The sequence below is a fragment of the Comamonas sp. w2-DMI genome, from assembly GCF_040187735.1.
GTDB lineage: Bacteria > Pseudomonadota > Gammaproteobacteria > Burkholderiales > Burkholderiaceae_C > Comamonas > Comamonas terrae.
Map to the genome: position 1 here is coordinate 1 of NZ_JBANEL010000022.1, position 20014 is coordinate 20014.

A 20014-nucleotide genomic window follows, 5' to 3' on the forward strand; every position below is an offset into this window, starting at 1 on the left:
ACTTTGCGCCGATGATAGTGCGGGTTCCCGTGTGAAAGTAGGTCATCGTCAGGCTCTTACAGCGAAAACCCCGCAGTCCCCAAGGCTGCGGGGTTTTTTATTGCTGGGTTGAATATTCGCGAGCAGGAAAAGGATCAGGCATGCAATTGCAGGAGATGTTGTATACCCAGGGTTTTGGCATCCGCCGCGTGTGTTCGGGTCTGGTGCAGCAGGGTTGGGTGCAGCTGTGGAACGCACAAAGCAACGCATGGGAGCAGGTGCTCGATTCGACGCTGGAGATCGACACCGAAGGGCTGCGCTTCAAGGTACAGGGTGTGGAATGGGAATACCACGAACTTGGCTATGTACTGCTCCACAAGCCTGCAGGCACCGAGTGCTCCCAGAAGCCATCGGCCCATCCGAGCATTTACACCCTGCTGCCAGCGCCTTTGCGCCAGCGGCCCAACAAAGGGGCCATCCAGGGTGTGCAGGCAGTGGGCCGCCTGGATCAGGACACCACGGGCCTGCTCTTGCTCAGCGATGATGGCCAGTTCATCCACCGCATGTCCTCGCCGAAAAAGCATGTGTCCAAGGTGTACCGCGTGACCTGCAAGCATCCGGTGGACGACAAGCAGGTGCAGCGCCTGCTCGACGGCGTGGTGCTGGACGATGATCCCAAGCCGGTCAAGGCTGCAGCCTGCGAGCAGGTGGACAGCCATGTGCTGGACCTGACCTTGACCGAAGGCAAGTACCACCAGGTCAAGCGCATGCTGGCCGCCGTGGGCAACCGCGTGGAAGGCCTGCACCGCTGGAAGATGGGCGGTCTGGTCTTGCCCGTGGATCTGGCGCCGGGCCAGTGGCGTTGGCTGACGCCAGAAGAGCTGGCATTGCTCAAGCCCGGGAAATAAGAAAAGCCTCCTGAGGGAGGCTTTTTGCCGTGGCCGCTTTCTGCCATGGAAGGCGGTTCAGTCCTCGATGGATGCGCTCCAGCGGTCTCCCCAGGGATCGCGCATGCGCTCCATGTCGCGGCGGTCCCGCTTGGTGGGGCGGCCGGTATGCTGGGCGGCCAGGGCCGCGGCCGGCTCGGGGGCCAGGCGCCTTTGTTCGGCCAGCTGTTCGCGGTTGAGCCTGCTTTGTGCCGTTTCCTCATACAGCGTCTGCGCCACGGGAGCGGGCCCGCGCATGCCGCTCAGGCCGCGCACGATCACTTCCTTGGGAATGTTGCCCTGCTTGAGGGCAATCGTGTCGCCCGGATGTATTTCGCGGGCGGCCTTGGCATGGCTGCCATTGACCGTGACCCGGCCTCTGCCGATTTCCTCCACGGCCAGGCTGCGCGTCTTGTAAAAGCGCGCGCACCACAGCCACTTGTCCAGACGCATGGATTCCAGTTCGCTCATATGCGTATTTTGCGAGGCTTTGGTGGCTCAAGCCAAGTCGTCGGGCGCTGCTGCCTCACTGGTTTTTTCGACTGGAAACATCGGTAACCGTACCAGGGCCTGCAGGCCGCGGACCTGGCCGTCCACATCATGCAGATTGCTCAGAGCGATGCGGCCGCCCAGCGTCTGGACGATTTCCTGGCAGATGGCCAGCCCCAGACCCGAGCCGCTGCGCGCATTGCCGGCCGAAAAGGGCTGGAACAGGCGCTGAGCCAGCTCCTGGTCGATGCCGCTGCCGCTGTCGCGGATGCTCAGCATGGCATCCGGGCCCTGCGCCTGGACATGGATTTGCAGCTGGCCGCGCGGCGGCGTGTGGCGGATGGCGTTGTGCAGCAGGTTGCGCGTGAGTTCGCGCAGCATCCATTCGTGCGCGGGAACGGGGCATGGACGGGTGTCTATGGCGAAATCCATATCGTGCTCGGCGATCAGGGGCGACAGCTCCAGGGCGATGTCGCGCACGATCTCATCCAGCAACACCGGCGGCGTGGGCTGGGGTGCATTGCTGTCTTCCTGGCGCAGCTGCTCCACCTTGGCAAGGGCCAGCATCTGGTTGGCAACGCGCGTGGCGCGGTCGACCGTGGTGCCGATTTCCTCGAGTGCCTGCATGGGCGGGATGTCGCCGCGCTGGGCGGACTGCACCTGGGCCTTGAGTACCGCCAGCGGCGTGCGCAACTGGTGGGAGGCGTCGCGCACGAAGCGTTTCTGGTTGTCGAGCAGCCGCCGCAGCCGGCCCATGAGCTGGTTGGTGGCATCCAGCAGCGGCTGCACTTCACGGGGCGCCTGCGAGGCATCCAGGGGGCTCAGGTCGCCCTGGGAGCGCGCATGCAGGCTTTGGCTGAGCTGGCGCACAGGCTGTGTGGCGCGCTGGACCACGATGACGACGATGAGTGCCACCACCATGACCAGCAGGGCCTGGCGGATCAGGGTATCGCGCAGGATCTGCAGGGCCAGGGTCTCGCGCAGCTCCAGTGTCTCGGCCACCTGGATCACCGCCATGCCGCGGCCGCTGGAGCTGGCCACGGGCTGCAGCAGCACGGCCACGCGCACCGGATGGCCGCGGAACGTGTCGTTGTAGAAATCGACCAGCGCCGCATAGGGCGGGCGCTGCGGTATGTGGCCGTGCCACATGGGCAGTTCGTCGAAGCCCGAAATCAGCTCGCCGTCGAGCGTGGAGACGCGGTAGAACATGCGGCTCTGATTGTCGGCCTCGAAAGTCTCCAGCGCCGAATAGGGAACAATGGCCCGCAGCCTGGCGTTCTCGTCGTAGCCGGTGACGTCGATCTCCTCGCTGATGCTCTTGGCCGAAGCCAGCAGCGTGCGGTCGTAGGCCGTATGCAGCGTAGCCAATGTCTGCTGGTACAGGCTCCAGGCGTTGAGGGCGATCAGCAGGATGACCGGCAGCAGAATGCCCGTGAGCAGCAGCCGCCGCAGCGACCAGGGCGTGCGTCTGCGCCGCCCTGCCGAAGAGGCGTCGCCCGGGTCGCCCAGCCTTGTCATGCCGCGCTTTCCGTCTTGAGCAGGTAGCCCAGGCCGCGCAGCGTGACCAGCTGCAGGCCGGTGCCGGAGAGCTTTTTGCGCAGCCGGTAGGCCACCACTTCGATGGCTTCGTACTGCACGTCGACTTCGCCGGGAAAGACCAGGCTGAACAGCCTTTCCTTGGCGACCGCATGTCCGGGACGGGCCAGCAGCGCATGCATCATGGCCAGCTCGCGCGGAGTCAGCTCCATGATCTCGTTGTTCAGATACAGCGCACCGCTTTCCTTTTCGTAGCGCAGTGCGCCCATCTCCACGGCCTCCGAGGCCGGTTTGGGTGTGAAACTGTCATGGCTGCGCCGCAGCAGGGCGCGCAGCCGCGCCTCCAGTTCGTCCAGATCGAAGGGCTTGGCCAGATAGTCGTCGGCGCCGGCGTTCAGGCCCAGCACGCGGTCGCCCACGGTGCCGCGCGCCGTCAGCACCAGCACGGGGGTGCGCAGGCCCTGGGCGCGCACGCGCTCCAGCACCTGCAGGCCGTCCAGGCCGGGCAGGCTCAGGTCCAGCACCACGGCATCGGGCTCGCGCGTCAGCCAGTGGGCCAGGGCGCTGGGGCCGTCGGCGGCCACTTCCACATTCAGGCCGCGGCGCATCAGCGTGCGCTGCAGCGTGGTGCGCATGGCAGAGTCGTCTTCAACAAGCAGCAATTGCATGGCGCGCACGTTAGCACCGACTGATGCCGGCGTTCTCCGCGGGCCGGCATGCCCCCGTGAATCTAGGGAATGCCCTAGGTGTTTGGACAGCTGTTTGACAGGCAGGACCTTCATCATCGCCCCACCCATTACAAAAGGAGCAAACCATGCGTCGTGATACCTTTTTGAAGTCGCTGGCCGCCTTGGCGGCAGTTGGCAGCCTGCCGCTGTCGGCCCAGGCCGCGGCAGCCATCAAGATGATGCTGCCGGCCAACCCGGGCGGTGGCTGGGACACCACGGGCCGTGCCCTGGGCAAGGCCCTGCAGGATGCCGGCGTGGCGTCCTCGGTGACCTACGACAACAAGGGCGGCGCAGCCGGCGCGATCGGCCTGGCGCAGTTTGTGAACAGCAGCAAGGGCGATCCCAATGCCATGATGGTCATGGGTGCCGTGATGGTGGGCGGCATCATCACCGGCAAGCCGCCCGTGAACCTGAGCCAGGCCACGCCGCTGGCGCGCCTGACCAGCGAATACAACGTCTTCGTGCTGCCTGCCAATTCGCCCTACAAGAACATGGCCGAGGTGGTCGCCCAGCTCAAGAAGGACCCGGGCTCCATCAAATGGGGCGGCGGCTCGCGCGGCTCCACCGAACACATTGCGGCAGCCATGATCGCGCGTGAAGTCGGCGTGGACCCCGCCAAGATCAACTACGTGGCCTTCCGAGGGGGCGGCGAGGCGATCTCCGCCATCCTGGGCGGCAACGTGACCGTGGGCGGCAGCGGCTATTCGGAGTTTGCCGAGTACATCGCCAGCGGCAAGATGAAGCCCATCGGCGTCACCTCGGGCCAGCGCCTCAAGGGCCTGGACACGCCCACGCTCAAGGAGCAGGGCATCAACGTGGAAATCGGCAACTGGCGCGGCGTCTACGGCGCGCCCGGCATCAGCAAGGCCCAGCGTGACGAGCTGATCGCCATGATCGAAAAGGCCACCAAGAGCAAGGCCTGGGCCGAAGCCATGCAGAAGAACGACTGGACGGCCGCCTGGCTGGCCGGCGACGCCTTCGCCAAGTTCGTGGACGACGAGTTCGCAAGCCTGCGCGCCACCATGGTCAAGTCCGGCATGGTGTGATGAAGGCAGGCAGCCGGGCGCCCTGTCCGGCTGCTTTCGGCGAAGAAGGCGTCATGCCTGGGGCCATGCCTTGCCAGCCTTGGCTTGACCGTTTTTTTAGCCTCCGGTGCCATTGCAGGCACTCCGCCCCGAGTGCCGGCACCCCAATACATGCAATCTCATGTCTGAAACCTTCCAAAAACTGGCCGAGGCCGCAGAGACCGCCCAGGTTTCGGCCTATGCCGATCCGGACGAGCCCCAAAGCCCCAACGTGCCTTCCGCGATGGCGCAGACCATTGTGGGCGCCGGCGTGCTGCTGGTGGCCATAGGCCTGGCCGTGGGTGCGCTGCAGATTCCGGGCGACTCCGGCTACGGCGGCGTCGGCCCCAACTTCCTGCCCTGGCTGTGCGCCGCGGTGCTGGGCTTGTGCGGCACCATGCTGATCTGGGAAGCCCGCACCGGCGGCTTTCGCCATGCGGCCGATCCCGGCGGTCAGCCCAAGGCCGACATCCTGCCCTTTGTCTGGGTGTCCGCGGGCCTGCTGGTCAATGCCGCGCTGATCGCCAAGCTGGGCTTCATCTTCAGCTGCGCGCTGTGCTATGTGCTGGCCGTCCAGGGCCTGCGCCGCGCGGCCGGCCAGAGCCAGGCCGGTGCCATCGGCACCTGGGCCAAGGACGTCGTGACGGGCCTGCTGATCTCGGCTCCCGTGTTCTGGATGTTCACGCAATTCCTGGCGATCAACCTGCCGGGCCTGACTGAAACAGGGTGGCTGTAATGGATATCTTCAACGCACTTCTGGCCGGCTTTGCCACGGCCATCACCCCCGTCAACCTGCTGTGGGCGCTGGTGGGCTGCGCGCTGGGCACGGCCGTGGGCGTGCTGCCCGGCATCGGCCCCGCAGTGGCCGTGGCCATGCTGCTGCCGATCACTGCCAAGGTGGACGTGACGGCGTCCATGATCTTCTTCTCCGGCATCTACTACGGCGCCATGTATGGCGGCTCGACCACCTCCATCCTGCTCAACACCCCCGGCGAAACCGCCAGCATGGTGACGGCCATGGAGGGCAACAAGATGGCCAAGAGCGGCCGCGCCGGCGCGGCGCTGGCGACGGCGGCCATCGGCTCCTTCGTGGCCGGCACCTTCGCCACCGTGGTCGTGACGCTGTTCGCTCCCTACGTGGCCGACTTCGCCGTGAAGCTGGGCCCGCCTGAGTACTTCATGCTCATGGTGCTGGCCTTCACCACGGTGAGCGCGGTGCTGGGCCAGAGCTCGCTGCGCGGCATGACAGCGCTGTTCGTGGGCCTGGCCGCCGGCTGCGTGGGCATGGACCAGATCTCCGGCGCGGCCCGCTACACGGGCAACCAGATGGAGCTGCTGGACGGCATCGACATCGTGCTGGTGGCCGTGGGCCTGTTCGCCGTGGCCGAGGTGCTGTACGCCGCCCTCTATGAAGGCAAGGTGGAGGAGTCGCAGAACAAGCTGACCCGCGTCCACATGACCCGTCGCGACTGGAAGCGCTCCTGGCCCGCCTGGATCCGCGGCACCGTCATCGGCACGCCGTTCGGCTGCATTCCCGCCGGCGGCACCGAGATTCCGACCTTCCTGAGCTACGCGACCGAAAAGAAGCTGGCCAAGGGCGAGGACAAGGCCGAATTCGGCAAGCAGGGCGCCATCGAAGGCGTGGCCGGCCCCGAGTCCGCCAACAACGCCACGGTGACGGCGGCCCTGATCCCGCTGCTGACGCTGGGCATTCCCACCAGCAACACCACGGCCGTGCTGCTGGGCGCGTTCCAGAACTACGGCATCAACCCCGGCCCGCAGCTGTTCACCAGCTCCGCGGCCCTGGTATGGGCGCTGATCGCCTCGCTGTACATCGGCAACGTCATGCTGCTGGTGCTCAACCTGCCCATGGTGGGCCTGTGGGTCAAGCTGCTGAAGATTCCCCGTCCCCAGCTGTACGCCGGCATTCTGATCTTCGCCACCGTGGGGGCCTACGGCATGCGCCAGAGCGCGTTCGACCTGTTCCTGCTCTACGGCATCGGCGTGCTGGGCGTGATCATGCGCCGCTTCGACTTCCCCACCGCCCCCGTGGTGGTCGGCATGATCCTCGGCCCCCTGGCCGAAGCGCAGATGCGCAACGCGGTCTCCATCGGCGAAGGCAGCTGGTGGATCTTCCTGCAGCGCCCCATGTCGCTGACGCTGATCGTCATCGTGCTGGCCGTGCTCATCGTGCCGCGCGTGATCAAGCGCATGGCCGATGCCCGGCAGGCGCGCCTGGAGGGCGCGGCCGCCTGAGGCAATCCTTTGCTAGCCTACTGCGGATGAGCCACGCATGGCATCTGCGGGCACTCACACCCTCTGTCCAAAAGACAGAGGGTTTTTTTATGGGCCGCCCCGGGGCAGAACGTCTCCTGGACCATGCTGCACGGAGCGTGCAAGTGCCGGTGGAGCTTTCCGGCGGTCATCCTCTTGGGGTGAAATGGAATATCCCCCAGAATGCCTTGGAGTGCTTTATGTCAAAGCGCCAGTAGCTCTCTTTATCGGAGCGCCTCCCACCATGGCCCCACCCCTGCAAACCACCGAGACTCCATCCGCCGCCCAGGGCGCGGCCCTGCCGCTGGACGCCGAAGGCATCTACGCGCTGGCCGCGCGCTCCATGTTCCAGCTGTTCTCGTCCATCAGCCAGGGCATGTTCCTGGTCGACCAGACCGGGCGCATCGTCTGGGTCAACGAGGGCTACGAGCGCTTTCTGCCGCGGCTGGGCGTGGCATCGGTCCACGACTTCCTGGGCCACAAGGTCGAGGAGGTGATTCCCAACACCCAGATGCGCCGCGTGCTGGAAACCGGCCAGCCCGTGCTCATCGACCTGTTGACCAACCGGGCCGGCACCTTTGTCGTGAGCCGGTTGCCGCTGCATGACGGCGACGGCGTGCTGATCGGCGCCATCGGCATCGTGCTGTTCGACCAGCCCGAAACCACGCTGCAGCCGCTGATCAGCAAGTTCGCGCTGCTGCAGCGCGACCTGGATGAGGCCAAGCGGGAGCTGGCTGCCCAGCGCACCCGCAGCCTGCGTGCCTCGGTCGATGGCGCCCGGCGCGCCAAGTACAGCTTTGCCAGCTTCGTGGGCAGCAGCCCGGCGGCCGTGGAGGTCAAGCGCCAGGCGCGCCGCGCGGCCCAGTCCATGAGCCCTGTGCTGCTGCTGGGCGAGACCGGTACGGGCAAGGAGCTGCTGGCCCATGCCATCCACAGCGCCTCGGCCCGCGCCGGCGGCCCCTTCGTGAGCGTCAACATCGCCGCCATTCCCGAAGCGCTGCTGGAAGCCGAGTTCTTTGGCGTGGCGCCCGGCGCCTATACGGGTGCCGAGCGCAAGCCGCGCGACGGCAAGTTCAAGCTGGCCGACGGCGGCACGCTGTTCCTCGACGAGATCGGCGACATGCCGCCAAGCCTGCAGGCCAAGCTGCTGCGCGCTCTGCAGGAAAGCGAGATCGAGCCGCTGGGTTCCAACCAGATCGTGCGCTTCGATGTGCGCGTGGTGGCCGCCACCTCGCGCGATTTGCCGCAGATGGTGCGCGACGGGCTGTTCCGCGAAGACCTGTTCTACCGCCTGCATGTGCTGCCCATCCGCGTGCCGCCGCTGCGCGAGCGCCGCAGCGACATTCCGGCGCTGGTCGAAGTGCTGGGCGAGGACCTGGCGCTGCGCAGCGACATGCCCATGCCCGAACTGGGCGCCAGGGCACTGGAGCTGCTGGCCGCCCAGGAATGGCGCGGCAATATCCGCGAGCTGCGCAACGTGCTGGAGCAGGCCGCCATGCAATGCGACGACAGCCTGATCGGCCCCGAAGTGCTGCTGCAGGTGCTCAAATCCTCAGGGCTGGAGCCGGCCGACCTGTCGGCGCATGCGCGCTCCGCGCAAGCCGGTGCTTCAGGCGAAAAGGCGAGTGCGGATCGCCGGCTGCTGCGCCCGCTGGCCGAACAGATTGCCGAACTGGAGGGCCAGGCCATCCGCGCGGCGCTGGAGGTACACGCCGGCAACAAGCTGGCCACGGCCAAGGCGCTGGGCATTTCACGCGCCACTCTGTATGACCGCATGGCGGCGCTGAATCTGTAGGCTTTGTCTGTAATTCAGGCATTTGTCTGAAGTTCAGGCAATTCGATGTCTGAATTTCGGGCATCCAATGGGTGACCAAGCCGGCGTCGCAAGACATGGATGCCTTGGCATGAACCCTGCTAGACAATGCGCAGGCAGGCAAAGACCTGTACGAGATCTGAAGAACGAACCGGAGACAAACCCATGCTCAAGCACCCCCAGCGGCGCACCCTGATCCAGTTGGCTGCGCTGGCCGCGATGGCCATGACAGCGGCCGCCATGGCGCCCGCGGCGTTCGCGCAGTCCGAAATCCGCATTGCCCACGTCTACAGCAAGACCGGCCCTCTGGAAGCCTATGGCAAGCAGACCCAGGCCGGCCTGATGATGGGCCTGGGATATGCGACCGGCGGCACCATGACGGTGGCGGGCAGGAAGCTGGTGGTGATCGAGAAGGACGATCAGGGCAAGCCCGATCTGGGCAAGAGCCAGCTGGCCACCGCGTATTCGGACGACAAGGCTGATCTGGCCGTGGGCCCCAGCGCCTCGGGCGTGGCGCTGGCCATGCTGCCCGTGGCCGAGGAATACAAGAAGATCCTGATCGTGGAGCCCGCCGTGGCCGACTCGATCACGGGCGACAAGTGGAACAAGTACATCTTCCGCACGGGCCGCAATTCCAGCCAGGATGCGATCGGCAATGCCGTGGCCATCGACAAGCCCGGCGTGACCATTGCCACGCTGGCTCAGGACAATGCCTTCGGCCGCGACGGCGTCAAGGCTTTCAAGGAAGCCATCAAGAAGGGCAAGCTGGTGCACGAGGAGTACCTGCCCGCGGCCACGACCGACTTCACGGCCGGCGCCCAGCGCCTGATCGACAAGCTCAAGGACCAGCCGGGCAGGAAGATCATCTGGATCGTCTGGGCAGGCGCCGGCAATCCTTTCAAGATCGCCGACATGGACCTCAAGCGCTACGGCATCGAGATCGCCACGGGCGGCAACATCCTGCCTGCCATGGCCGCCTACAAGAACCTGCCGGGCATGGAAGGCGCGACCTATTACTACTACGGCATTCCCAAGAATCCGGTCAACGAGGCGCTGGTGTCCATGAACTACAAGCAGTTCAAGGCGCCGCCGGACTTCTTCACGGCGGGCGGCTTCTCGGCCGCCATGGCCATCGTCACGGCGCTCAAGAAGACCAATGGCGACACCAAGGCCAATGCGCTGATCAAGGCCATGGAAGGCATGAGCTTCGACACGCCCAAGGGACCGATGACCTTCCGCAAGCAGGACCACCAGGCCATGCAGAGCATGTACCACTTCAGGATCAAGAACGACCCGGCCTTTGCCTGGGGCGTGCCCGAGCTGGTGCGCGAGATCAAGCCTGAAGAAATGAACGTTCCCGTCCGGAACGGACGGTAACCACCCCCTGAGTCGCTTCGCGCCTTCCCCCTCTCTCTTCGGGAGGGGGACAACACCTTCGCTGCGGGGCGGCCCTTGCTCGGTGTTTCTCGCATGGGTCACGCCCATTTTTGAGACTGTTCACTTTTTGATAGCTGCATGCGCTTTTGTGTAGGGCGCTAGGGGCTGATTTTCCTATTTCTCATGCTGACCACTGACAAGCTCACCATTCGCTTTGGCGGCCATGTGGCGGTCAACGGCGTGACCTGCTCCTTCGAGCCGGGCACGCTGACGGCCATCGTCGGCCCCAACGGCGCGGGCAAGACCACCTACTTCAATCTGATCTCGGGGCAGTTGCGGGCCACGGAGGGCCGGGTGTCGCTGCAGGGCCGCGACCTCACGGGCCTGCCGCCTTCGGCGCGCACGCGCGCCGGCCTGGGGCGGGCCTTCCAGCTCACGAATCTGTTCCCGGCCCTGTCGGTGCTGGAGAACGTGCGCCTGGCCGTGCAGGCCACGCGCCAGGGTGCGCACCGGCGCGGCATGAACCTCTGGAGCATCTGGAGCGACCACGGCATGCTGCTGGCGCGTGCGCAGCAGATCCTGGAGCAGGTGGCGCTGTGGGCGCGGCGCGACGAACCGGTCTCGGCCCTGCCGCACGGCGACCAGCGCAAGCTCGAGGTGGCGCTGCTCATGGCGCTGGAGCCGCAGGTCTATATGTTCGACGAGCCCACGGCGGGCATGAGCCATGACGAGGCGCCGGTGATCCTCGACCTGATCCGCGAACTCAAGAAGGACCGCAGCAAGACCATTTTGCTGGTGGAGCACAAGATGGACGTGGTGCGCGAACTGGCCGACCGCATCATCGTGCTGACCAACGGCACGCTGGTGGCCGATGGGCTGCCGGCCGAGGTGATCGCTTCGCCCGTCGTGCAGCAAGCCTATCTGGGCAATGTCGCAGGCGCCGCCAAGGAGGCCGCATGAGCAACGCTTTGCTTGAACTCCAGGGCGTCCACACCCACATCGGCGCCTATCACATCCTCCACGGCGTGGATTTGGCCGTGCCGCGCGGCGAGGTCACCATGCTGCTGGGCCGCAATGGCGCGGGCAAGACCACCACGCTGCGCACCATCATGGGCCTGTGGCAGGCCAGCCAGGGCCGCATCCGTTTCGGCCAGCAGGACATCACGCGCCTGGCCACGCCGGCGATTGCCCGGCTCAACATCGCCTATGTGCCCGAGAACATGGGCATCTTCGCCGACCTCACGGTCAAGGAAAACCTGTTGCTGGCCGCACGCTCGGCCTCGAACGCCGCACGCATGGACCGCCGGCGCCTGGACTGGATCTGCGAGCTGTTCCCTGCCGTGCAGAAGTTCTGGGACCACCCGGCCGGCAAGCTCAGCGGCGGGCAAAAGCAGATGGTGGCCGTGGCGCGCGCCATCGTCGAGCCGCGCGACCTGCTCATCGTGGACGAGCCCAGCAAGGGGCTGGCTCCGGCCATCATCAACAACATGATCGACGCCTTTGCCCGGCTCAAGGCCAGCGGCGTGAGCATTTTGCTGGTGGAGCAGAACATCGACTTCGCCCGGCGCCTGGGCGACGGCGTGGCCGTGATGGACAACGGCCGCGTCGTGCATGCGGGCCGCATGGCCGATCTCGCGGCCGACGAGGAACTGCAGCAGTCGCTGCTGGGGCTGGCGCTATGAGGTCACAAAAATCAAAGCAAAAAGCAGCTCAAGCGCTTGCTGGTCAAGCGCTGGCAGCTATGGATATGAAAGTTGGCGCCGAGGTGAGGACATGATGCGCAAGGACCGCGATTACAAGCCGCTGCTGCTGGTGCCGATGCTGGCGCTGGCCACCCTGCCGCTGGTGGGATCGCCCAGCACCTGGCTCACGCTGACGGTGGCGGGCCTGGCCATGGGCATGATCATTTTCATCATCGCTTCGGGCCTGACGCTGGTGTTCGGCCTCATGGACGTGCTCAACTTCGGCCATGGCGTGTTCATTGCGCTGGGCGCCTTCGTCGCCACCAGCGTGCTCGGCGCCATGGGCGACTGGACGGGTTCGGCGCAGCTGTGGCGCAACCTGGTGGCCGTGCTGCCGGCCATGGTGGTGGCCATGCTGGTGGCGGGCGCCCTGGGCCTGGCCTTCGAGCGCTTCATCGTGCGGCCCGTCTACGGCCAGCACCTCAAGCAGATTCTCATCACCATGGGCGGCATGATCATCGGCGAGGAGTTGATCAAGGTCATCTGGGGGCCGCAGCAGATTCCGCTGCCGCTGCCCGAGGCCATGAAGGGCGCCTGGTTGCTGGGCGACGCGGCCGTGGAGAAATACCGGGTCTTTGCCGTGCTGGTGGGCGCCGCCGTGTTCGCGGTGCTGGCCTGGACGCTGGCACGCACCAAGATCGGCCTGCTGATCCGCGCCGGCGTGCAGGACCGCGAAATGGTCGAATCCCTGGGCTACCGCGTGCGCCGCCTGTTCGTGGCCGTGTTCGTCGCGGGCTCGGCCCTGGCCGGCCTGGGCGGCGTGATGTGGGGCCTGTACCAGCAGAACGTGGTGGCGCAGATGGGCGCCCAGGTCAATGTGCTGATCTTCATCGTCATCATCATCGGCGGCCTGGGCAGCACGGGCGGTGCGCTGATCGGTGCGCTGCTCGTCGGGCTGATGGCCAACTACACGGGCTTTCTGGTGCCCAAGGTGGCGCTGTTTTCCAATATCGCGCTCATGGTGGCCGTCTTGCTGTGGCGTCCCCAAGGCATCTATCCGGTCGCCAACCGCTGAGGGAGAACAGAATGCTCAACCGTTTGCTCTCCGGCGACCTGCCGCGCAGCCGCGTGCTGGCCGTGATGCTGCTGGCCATCTTCGCGGGCCTGGCCCTGGCGCCGTTTCTCTTTCCCGGCGTCAAGGCGCTCAATGTGGCGGCCAAGGTGCTGATCTTCGTGGTGCTGGTGGCCAGCTTCGACCTGCTGCTCGGCTATACCGGCATCGTGAGCTTTGCCCACACCATGTTTTTCGGCATAGGCGCCTATGGCGTGGCCATTGCCTCCACGCGCCTGGGCGCGGGCTGGGGCGCGCTGGCCGCGGGGCTGGGCGGCGCGCTCGCGGTCTCGCTGCTGCTGTCGCTGGCCGTGGGCCTGTTTTCGCTGCGCGTGCGGGCCATCTTCTTCGCCATGATCACGCTGGCCGTGGCCGCGGCCTTTCAGACCCTGGCCTCGCAGTTGTCGGACTGGACCGGGGGCGAGGACGGCCTGACCTTCAGAATGCCCGAATGGCTGTCGCCCAGCTTCGAGCCTTTCGAGAACGAGATCTTCGGCGTGACCATCGACGGCAAGATCCTCAGCTACTACCTGCTGTTCGTTCTCGCCGTGGCCCTGGTGCTGATGCTGCTGCGCATCGTCAATTCGCCGTTCGGCCGCGTGCTGCAGGCGATCCGCGAGAACGAATTCCGTGCCGAGGCCATCGGCTACCGCGTGGTGGTCTACCGCACCACCTCCAGTGTGCTGTCGGCCCTGTTCGCCTGCGTGGCGGGTGCCATGCTGGCCGTCTGGCTGCGCTACAACGGGCCCGATACCTCGCTCTCGTTCGAAATCATGATGGACTGCCTGCTCATCGTGGTGATCGGCGGCATGGGCACCGTCTACGGCGCGGTGGTCGGCTCGGTCGTGTTCCTGATCGCCCAGAGCTATCTGCAGGACCTGCTGCGCCTGGCCAGCGAGGCCGCCAGCAGCCTGCCCTGGCTGGCCGCGCTGCTCTCGCCCGACCGCTGGCTGCTGTGGCTGGGCCTGCTGTTCGTGCTGTCGGTCTACTACTTCCCGACCGGCGTGGTGGGCCGGCTGCGCGCGGCAGCGGCGCGCAAGGCCTGATCCCGAAGTTTCCATTCTTTCCCCGGCATCCCTTCTCTGACTGCTTTCACCACGACAGGAGACATGGTCCATGAAGAAGAACCCTGTGATTGCCTTGCCGCCCCTTCCCCTGGGGGCTCTTGCCGCGCTGGCGGCCGCCGTGCTGGCCGCCTGCGGGGGGAGCGACGGCGGAGAACGCAATGCGAAGCCCGGCTACCTGGGCGAGGTGCGGCAGCAGAGCTATGACGGCAGCAGCGACGACCTGCTGACTGCGGGCCTGGGCAGGAGCGGCCTGGCCGCCGCCACGGCGCCGGGCTTTGCCGATGCGCTCAGGCCCACGGCGGCCGAACTGCGCCGCCTGGCCATCCACACCAATTACCGCGCCATGCTGGACATGACGGCGGCGGGCGGCTACGGCACGTTCTACGGCCCCAATGTGGATGCGCAGGGCCGGGTGACGGCTGGCGAAGGCAAGATCGCCGGCACCGAGTACATCGCGTTCTCGGACGACGGCACGGGCCGCAAGAACGTCACGCTCATGGTGCAGGTGCCGGACAGCTTTGATCCCAAGAAGGCCTGCATCGTCACCGCCACGGCTTCTGGCTCGCGCGGCGTGTACGGCGCCATCTCCACGGGCGAATGGGGGCTCAAGCGCGGCTGCGCGGTGGCCTATTCCGACAAGGGCACGGGCGCCGCGCCGCACGACCTCATGGGCGACACCGTGCCGCTGATCGACGGCACGCGCAGCACGGCTGCCGCAGCGGGCAAGCAGGCGGCATTCAATGCGGGGCTCACGGCTGGCGAACTGGCCGCCTTCAACACCGCCACGCCCAACCGCCTTGCGTTCAAGCATGCGCACTCGGGCCAGAACCCAGAGAAGGACTGGGGCCGTACCACGCTGCAGGCCGTGGAGTTCGCCTACTACGTGCTCAACGAGCGCTATGGGGACCGCAACGTGCTGGGCGAGCGCCTGAAGACGCTCAAGCCCGGCAACACCATCGTCATCGCATCGAGCATCTCCAACGGCGGCGGCGCGGCGATTGCCGCGGCCGAGCAGGACACGCAGGGCCTCATCGACGGCGTGGCCGTGTCCGAGCCCGCGGTGGAGCTACCCGCCAGCCCCGGCGTGACCGTGCAGCGCGGCAGCGCGGCGCTGCCCGTGGTGGGCAAGACGCTGGTGGATTTCACGACCTATGCCAACCTCTACCAACCCTGCGCTTCGCTGGCGGCATCGGTCAGCGGCTCGCCCTATGCGGCGGCGTTCGCCGCGGGATTTGCGAGTGCTGCGCTGCCGATTGCGCCCAACCGCTGCGCGGCGCTCAGGACCGCCGGTTTGCTGAGCGCCACGACCACGGCGGCCCAGGCCGAGGAAGCCTTGCAGAAGCTGCGCGACTATGGCTGGGAGCCCGAGTCCGGCGAGCTGCATGCCTCGCTGGCCGCCTTCGAGGTGGTGCCCGCCGTGTCGGTCACTTTTGCCAATTCGCTCTCGCGCGCCAGCGTGAAGGACAGCCTCTGCGGCTACAGCTATGCGGCAGCAAGCGCTTCCGGCGCCGTGACGCCGCTGGCGCCAGAGGCGCTGGCCAGCATGTTCTCCACGGGCAACGGCGTTCCGCCATCGAGCGGCGTGCAGCTCATCAACAACAACGGCAAGTTCGGCGCCGCGCGCGACTTCCTCTCCGTCTCGGTGAACTCGGGCGTGGCGGACTGGAATACGCCGGGCGCGTTGTGCCTGCGCAATCTGGTCACCGGCAGCGATGCCGCCGCCAGGGCGCTGCAGGCCGGTGTCGACGAGACGCGGCGCAACGGCAATCTGCGCGGCAAGCCGGCCATCATCGTCCACGGCCGCGCGGATGCGCTGCTGCCCGTGAACCACACGACGCGGCCTTATGTGGCGCTCAACCGGAAAGTGGAGGGGGCCGCCAGCAAGCTCAGCTATGTGGAGGTCACGAATGCCCAGCACTTCGACAGCTTCATCGGACTGCCCGCCGTGCTGCCGGGCTACGACACGCGCTACATCCCGCTGCATGTCTACCTGAACCGCGCGCTCGATGCCATGTACGACCATCTGGCCAACGGCAAGGCGCTTCCGCCCAGCCAGGTGGTGCGTACCGTGCCGCGCGGCGGCATGCCGGGGCAGGCACCGGCCTTGCAGCCGGCCAACCTGCCGGCGATAGCCGGCACGCCGGCGGCGGCCGACAGGATAGAGGTCGGTGCCGGCGCCATCCGCGTGCCGGATTGAGCTGCACGAGCGGCCGGCCGCCGTGGCCGGCTGGATGAAAAATCTGATAGCTGAAAGCGCTTGATGCAAAAGCGTTTGAAGCCTTTTTATACCTGACACTGCCATGCCTGACCCTTGCACTTCCGCAGCTCCCACACCGCTTTCCAGCTATGCGAACTGCGCCAGCTACGAGATCCACTACATGGACTGGCAGCCGGCCGGCGAGCCCGTGGCCACGGTGATCGCCTGGCACGGCCTGGCCCGCACGGGCCGCGACATGGATGCGCTGGCGCAGTTCCTGGCCGGCCAGGGCTATCGCGTGATCTGCCCCGACACGCTGGGCCGGGGCCTGAGCCAGTGGAGCCGGGCGCCGCAAGAGGAATACAACCTGCGCTTTTACGCGCGGCTGGCGCGCGAGCTGATGGATGCGCTGGGGCTGGAGCAGGTGCACTGGGTGGGCACCTCCATGGGCGGTGCCATCGGCACGGTCTGCGCCTCGGGCCTGTTCGAGCCAGCGCTCAGGCAGCGCATCCTCACGCTCACGCTCAACGACAACGCGCCCGAGCTGGCCGATGCAGCGCTGGCGCGCATCAGGGCCTACGCGGGCCAGCCGCCGGTTTTTGCCACCGTGGCCGAACTGGAGGCTTTTTTCCGCACGGCCTACAAACCCTATGGCTGGCTCAGCGAGGCCGAGTGGCGCAAGCTCACCGAGACCAGCACGCGCCGCACCGACGACGGCCGCGTGACACCGCACTACGACCCGGCCATGATCCAGCAGTTCACCGCGCACGACAACGACTACCTGATCTGGGAGCACTACGATGCGCTGGCGCTGCCCGTGCTGCTGCTGCGCGGCGTGGATTCGGACCTGGTGCTCAGGCCCGTGGCCGAGCGCATGCAGCAGCGCGGGCCCGGCGCCCAGGGGCTGCTGACCTGGCTGGAGATCGAAGGCTGCGGCCATGCGCCGGCCCTGAATGTGCCGGCGCACTTCGACGCCGTGCTGGGGCACTTGCGTCAGTGATCGTGGTGCAGGTAGGCGGCCTGCCGGGGCAGCCGCATGCTGACGAAGAAGGCCAGCACCATCATGGCCGTCACATACCAGAAGAAAGCATGCTCGTGGCCCAGGGTCTTGAGCCCCAGCGCCACGTATTCGGCCGATCCGCCGAAGATCGCGTTGGCAATCGCGTAGGCCAGGCCCACACCCAGGGCCCGCACTTCGGGCGGGAACATCTCGGCCTTCACAATGCCGGACACCGAGGTATAGAAGCTCACGATCAGCATGCCTGCGGTGATCAGCAAAAAGGCCGGCAACGGGCTTTGCACATGCTGGAGCGCCGTCAGGATGGGGACGGTGAACAGGGCGCCCAGGCCACCGAACAGCATCATGTTGGTGCGCCGGCCGATGCGGTCCGACAGCATGCCGAACAGCGGCTGCACGCACATGAAGACCAGCAGCGCAAAGGTCATCACGTGGCTGGCGGTCTTGATGGGCAGATGCACCGTGTTGACCAGGTACTTCTGCATATAGGTCGAGAAGGTGTAGAAGATCAGCGAGCCGCCGGCCGTGTATCCCAGGACCGTGAGGAACGCAGCCTTGTGGTTGCGCAGCAGGCCGCCGATGGTGCCGGCCTCGGCGGTTTTCCTGGCGGCCTCGGTCTGCGTCTCGTGCAGCGTGCGGCGCAGCAGCAACGCGACCACGGCCGCGACGGCGCCGCAGACGAACGGAATGCGCCAGCCCCAGGCCTTGAGTTCGGCCTCCGTCAACAGGGCCTCGAGAATGACGATGACCAGCACGGCCAGCAGCTGCCCCCCGATCAGGGTCACGTACTGGAACGAGGAGAAAAAGCCGCGCTGGCCGCGCAGCGCGACCTCGCTCATGTAGGTGGCCGTGGTGCCGTATTCGCCGCCCACGGACAGGCCCTGGAACAGCCGGCATATCAGCAGCAGGAACGGTGCCCAGGCGCCGATCTGGTCGTAGGTGGGCAGGGCGGCAATCACCAGGGAGCCTGCGCACATCATGGTCACCGAGATCAGCAGCGAGGTCTTGCGGCCCAGCCGGTCGCCGATGCGGCCGAACAGCCAGCCGCCGATGGGCCGCATCAGAAAGCCCGCCGCGAACACGCCCGCGGTGTTGAGCAGCTGGGCCGTGGGATCGGACTTCGGAAAGAACGAAGGCGCGAAATACAGCGCGGCGAATGCGTAGACATAGAAGTCGAACCACTCGACCAGATTGCCCGACGAGGCCGCCATGATGGCGAAGACCCGGTGCCGCTTTTCCTCGGGCGTATAGCTGCGCGGTGCTGCAGCGTCCTGCGCTGCAGGGGTGGACGTGCGGTGGTATGACTCTTGCATGGACTGCCTTTCCTGTCAGAACGTGCGGACGCTCTCCACGCAGCCGCCGGGGTTCGGGCTGCGGTGGGGCAGCCGCACACAGGCAAGAAGCCTTGCGGGCGACTTCGCACACCATCCCGCTCCGTAAAGCCGCTGCCGCGGCGCCAGGGGACGCCGATACGTTCCAAATGCGTGTATGCGCTGCGGGCCTGGCTGGCCAAACCGGCGGCCGGTCAGGACCCTGACCGGTTCATATTGCACCTGCGCCGCCTGCCGCGGCTGTCGGTCGATTGCCTGTCAGCGCATCGGAGCTGCAAGGACTTTTCCGGCGCGATTCAACCCTGGCGCAGCAGGGGTGCGGCGGCGGCGCTAGCATGGCGCGCATGCGGCGACGGTGGCTGCAGTCAGCCTGGAGTTGAGGCCATGGGTTTTCTGGTGGATCTGATTCGGGAATACGGCCTGGGCATCGTGTTCCTCAATGTGTTCGTGGAACAGCTGGGGGCGCCGGTGCCGGCCTATCCCGTGCTGGTAGTCACGGGCGCGCTCGAAGGTGCAAGCGGTGCGCGTCTGGGCTGGCTCACAGCCCTGGCCGTGGCCGCGGCGCTGCTGGCCGACGTGATCTGGTACCAGGCGGGCAAGGCCTATGGCCATCGCGTGCTGGGCCGCATCTGCCGCATTTCGCTGTCGCCCGATGCCTGCATCCGCCAGACCGAGTCGGTCTACGGCCGCTGGGGCGCCAAGTCGCTGCTGGTGGCCAAGTTCGTGCCGGGCTTTGCCTCCATCGCCAGCGCGCTGGCCGGCGTGGTCGGCACGCCGCTGCGTACCTTCGTGCTGTTCGACATGCTGGGCGCGCTGATCTGGGTAGGCTCGGCCGTCTTCCTGGGATCGCTGTTCGCCTCGACCGTGGAGAGCCTGCTCGATGTGCTCACGGCCCTGGGCAAATGGGGCCTGCTGCTTCTGCTCGTGGCCTTTGCCGTCTTCGTGGCGCGCAAATGGTGGCAGCGCCACCGCGTGATCCGCTCGCTCAAGATGCCGCGCATGTCGGTGGCCGAGCTGGCCGGCCTGCATGCCCAGGGCGTGCGCCCCACGGTGATCGACGTGCGCGAGTCCATCCTCTACGACCGTGGCCACATTCCCGGCGCCCGGCCCTGGCAGCGCAGCCAGGAAGAGGGCCGGGTTGCCTACGAGGCGCTGCTGCCGCGCGAGCAGCATGCGCATGGGATGGTGGTCTATTGCGACTGCCCGAATGAAATCTCGGCGGCGCGCGTGGCCAGGCAGCTAATGCGCGCCGGCTTCACCAATGTCCGTCCCCTGGTGGGCGGATTGTCGGCCTGGGAGGCCGCCGGCTTCGATGTGGAAAAGGCCGGCAACGAGGCCGAGCCCGCGCCGGAGGCGGCTGCGGCCTCCGGGATTTCCGAGACCATGACGCCGTCCTGACCGGCGGCCTGGCAAAGGCTTTCT

General features: G+C 66.6%; 17 protein-coding genes. 13 read left to right on the forward strand and 4 right to left on the reverse strand.

All coding sequences use genetic code 11. The features are described 5' to 3' along the window. Window positions 1–140 precede the first annotated feature (140 nt). Complete coding sequence (locus V8Z74_RS19835) at window positions 141–887, forward strand: 16S rRNA pseudouridine(516) synthase (protein WP_349710876.1); 747 nt, start codon at window positions 141–143, stop codon at window positions 885–887. Window positions 888–944: 57 nt separating this feature from the next. Here V8Z74_RS19835 and V8Z74_RS19840 read toward each other — a convergent pair whose 3' ends face one another. From V8Z74_RS19840 to V8Z74_RS19850, 3 genes are read right to left on the reverse strand one after another with little or no spacing between them, the layout of a single operon-like run. Continuing rightward, the gene (locus V8Z74_RS19840) at window positions 945–1376 is read right to left on the reverse strand and encodes an RNA-binding S4 domain-containing protein (protein ID WP_349710877.1); all 432 of its coding nucleotides are present in this window, start codon (window positions 1374–1376) and stop codon (window positions 945–947) included. A gap of 27 nt (window positions 1377–1403) precedes the next feature. After that, on the reverse strand, window positions 1404–2912 hold the full coding sequence (locus V8Z74_RS19845; RefSeq protein ID WP_349710878.1) for a sensor histidine kinase: 1509 nt from the start codon (window positions 2910–2912) through the stop codon (window positions 1404–1406). Further along, window positions 2909–3598: a response regulator gene (locus V8Z74_RS19850; RefSeq protein WP_066483636.1), complete on the reverse strand. Its 690-nt coding sequence runs from the start codon at window positions 3596–3598 to the stop codon at window positions 2909–2911. The genes V8Z74_RS19845 and V8Z74_RS19850 overlap by 4 nt, the downstream gene beginning before the upstream one ends. Window positions 3599–3744: 146 nt before the next feature. Here V8Z74_RS19850 and V8Z74_RS19855 point away from each other — a divergent pair, with 146 nt between their 5' ends. The 11 genes from V8Z74_RS19855 (at window position 3745) to V8Z74_RS19905 (ending at window position 17243) form a co-directional block, all read left to right on the forward strand. Beyond that, a complete protein-coding gene (locus V8Z74_RS19855; RefSeq protein WP_066483637.1) occupies window positions 3745–4704 on the forward strand; it encodes a Bug family tripartite tricarboxylate transporter substrate binding protein in 960 nt (319 codons plus the stop codon). A gap of 160 nt (window positions 4705–4864) precedes the next feature. Continuing rightward, window positions 4865–5458 (forward strand): tripartite tricarboxylate transporter TctB family protein, encoded by a 594-nt coding sequence (locus tag V8Z74_RS19860; protein ID WP_066483641.1) that lies wholly within the window; start codon window positions 4865–4867, stop codon window positions 5456–5458. Continuing rightward, window positions 5458–6978: a tripartite tricarboxylate transporter permease gene (locus tag V8Z74_RS19865; RefSeq protein ID WP_349710879.1), complete on the forward strand. Its 1521-nt coding sequence runs from the start codon at window positions 5458–5460 to the stop codon at window positions 6976–6978. Before V8Z74_RS19860 ends, V8Z74_RS19865 begins: the two co-directional genes overlap by 1 nt. A 262-nt stretch (window positions 6979–7240) precedes the next feature. Continuing rightward, complete coding sequence (locus V8Z74_RS19870; protein ID WP_349710880.1) at window positions 7241–8791, forward strand: sigma-54 interaction domain-containing protein; 1551 nt, start codon at window positions 7241–7243, stop codon at window positions 8789–8791. A gap of 183 nt (window positions 8792–8974) precedes the next feature. Then, window positions 8975–10186: a substrate-binding domain-containing protein gene (locus V8Z74_RS19875; RefSeq protein ID WP_349710881.1), complete on the forward strand. Its 1212-nt coding sequence runs from the start codon at window positions 8975–8977 to the stop codon at window positions 10184–10186. Window positions 10187–10369: 183 nt separating this feature from the next. Beyond that, on the forward strand, window positions 10370–11146 hold the full coding sequence (locus tag V8Z74_RS19880) for an ABC transporter ATP-binding protein (RefSeq protein ID WP_349710882.1): 777 nt from the start codon (window positions 10370–10372) through the stop codon (window positions 11144–11146). Beyond that, window positions 11143–11868 carry an ABC transporter ATP-binding protein gene (locus V8Z74_RS19885; protein WP_349710883.1) on the forward strand — a complete coding sequence of 242 codons (726 nt, stop codon included), beginning with the start codon at window positions 11143–11145 and terminating at the stop codon, window positions 11866–11868. Before V8Z74_RS19880 ends, V8Z74_RS19885 begins: the two co-directional genes overlap by 4 nt. A gap of 91 nt (window positions 11869–11959) precedes the next feature. Next, window positions 11960–12943 (forward strand): branched-chain amino acid ABC transporter permease, encoded by a 984-nt coding sequence (locus tag V8Z74_RS19890; RefSeq protein WP_066483651.1) that lies wholly within the window; start codon window positions 11960–11962, stop codon window positions 12941–12943. Window positions 12944–12954: 11 nt separating this feature from the next. Then, complete coding sequence (locus tag V8Z74_RS19895; protein ID WP_349710884.1) at window positions 12955–14025, forward strand: branched-chain amino acid ABC transporter permease; 1071 nt, start codon at window positions 12955–12957, stop codon at window positions 14023–14025. A 70-nt stretch (window positions 14026–14095) separates the two neighbouring features. Beyond that, window positions 14096–16243: a D-(-)-3-hydroxybutyrate oligomer hydrolase gene (locus tag V8Z74_RS19900; RefSeq protein ID WP_349710885.1), complete on the forward strand. Its 2148-nt coding sequence runs from the start codon at window positions 14096–14098 to the stop codon at window positions 16241–16243. A 103-nt stretch (window positions 16244–16346) separates the two neighbouring features. Continuing rightward, the gene (locus tag V8Z74_RS19905; protein WP_349710886.1) at window positions 16347–17243 is read left to right on the forward strand and encodes an alpha/beta fold hydrolase; all 897 of its coding nucleotides are present in this window, start codon (window positions 16347–16349) and stop codon (window positions 17241–17243) included. Here the strand turns inward: V8Z74_RS19905 and V8Z74_RS19910 are convergent. Further along, entirely contained in the window at window positions 17237–18574 is a 1338-nt protein-coding gene (locus V8Z74_RS19910; protein ID WP_349710887.1) for an MFS family transporter, read from the reverse strand. The two genes, V8Z74_RS19905 and V8Z74_RS19910, sit on opposite strands and share 7 nt — an antisense overlap. 402 nt (window positions 18575–18976) lie before the next feature. Between V8Z74_RS19910 and V8Z74_RS19915 the strand changes: the two genes are divergently transcribed. Continuing rightward, window positions 18977–19990 (forward strand): rhodanese-like domain-containing protein, encoded by a 1014-nt coding sequence (locus V8Z74_RS19915; protein ID WP_349710888.1) that lies wholly within the window; start codon window positions 18977–18979, stop codon window positions 19988–19990. Window positions 19991–20014: the final 24 nt, after the last annotated feature.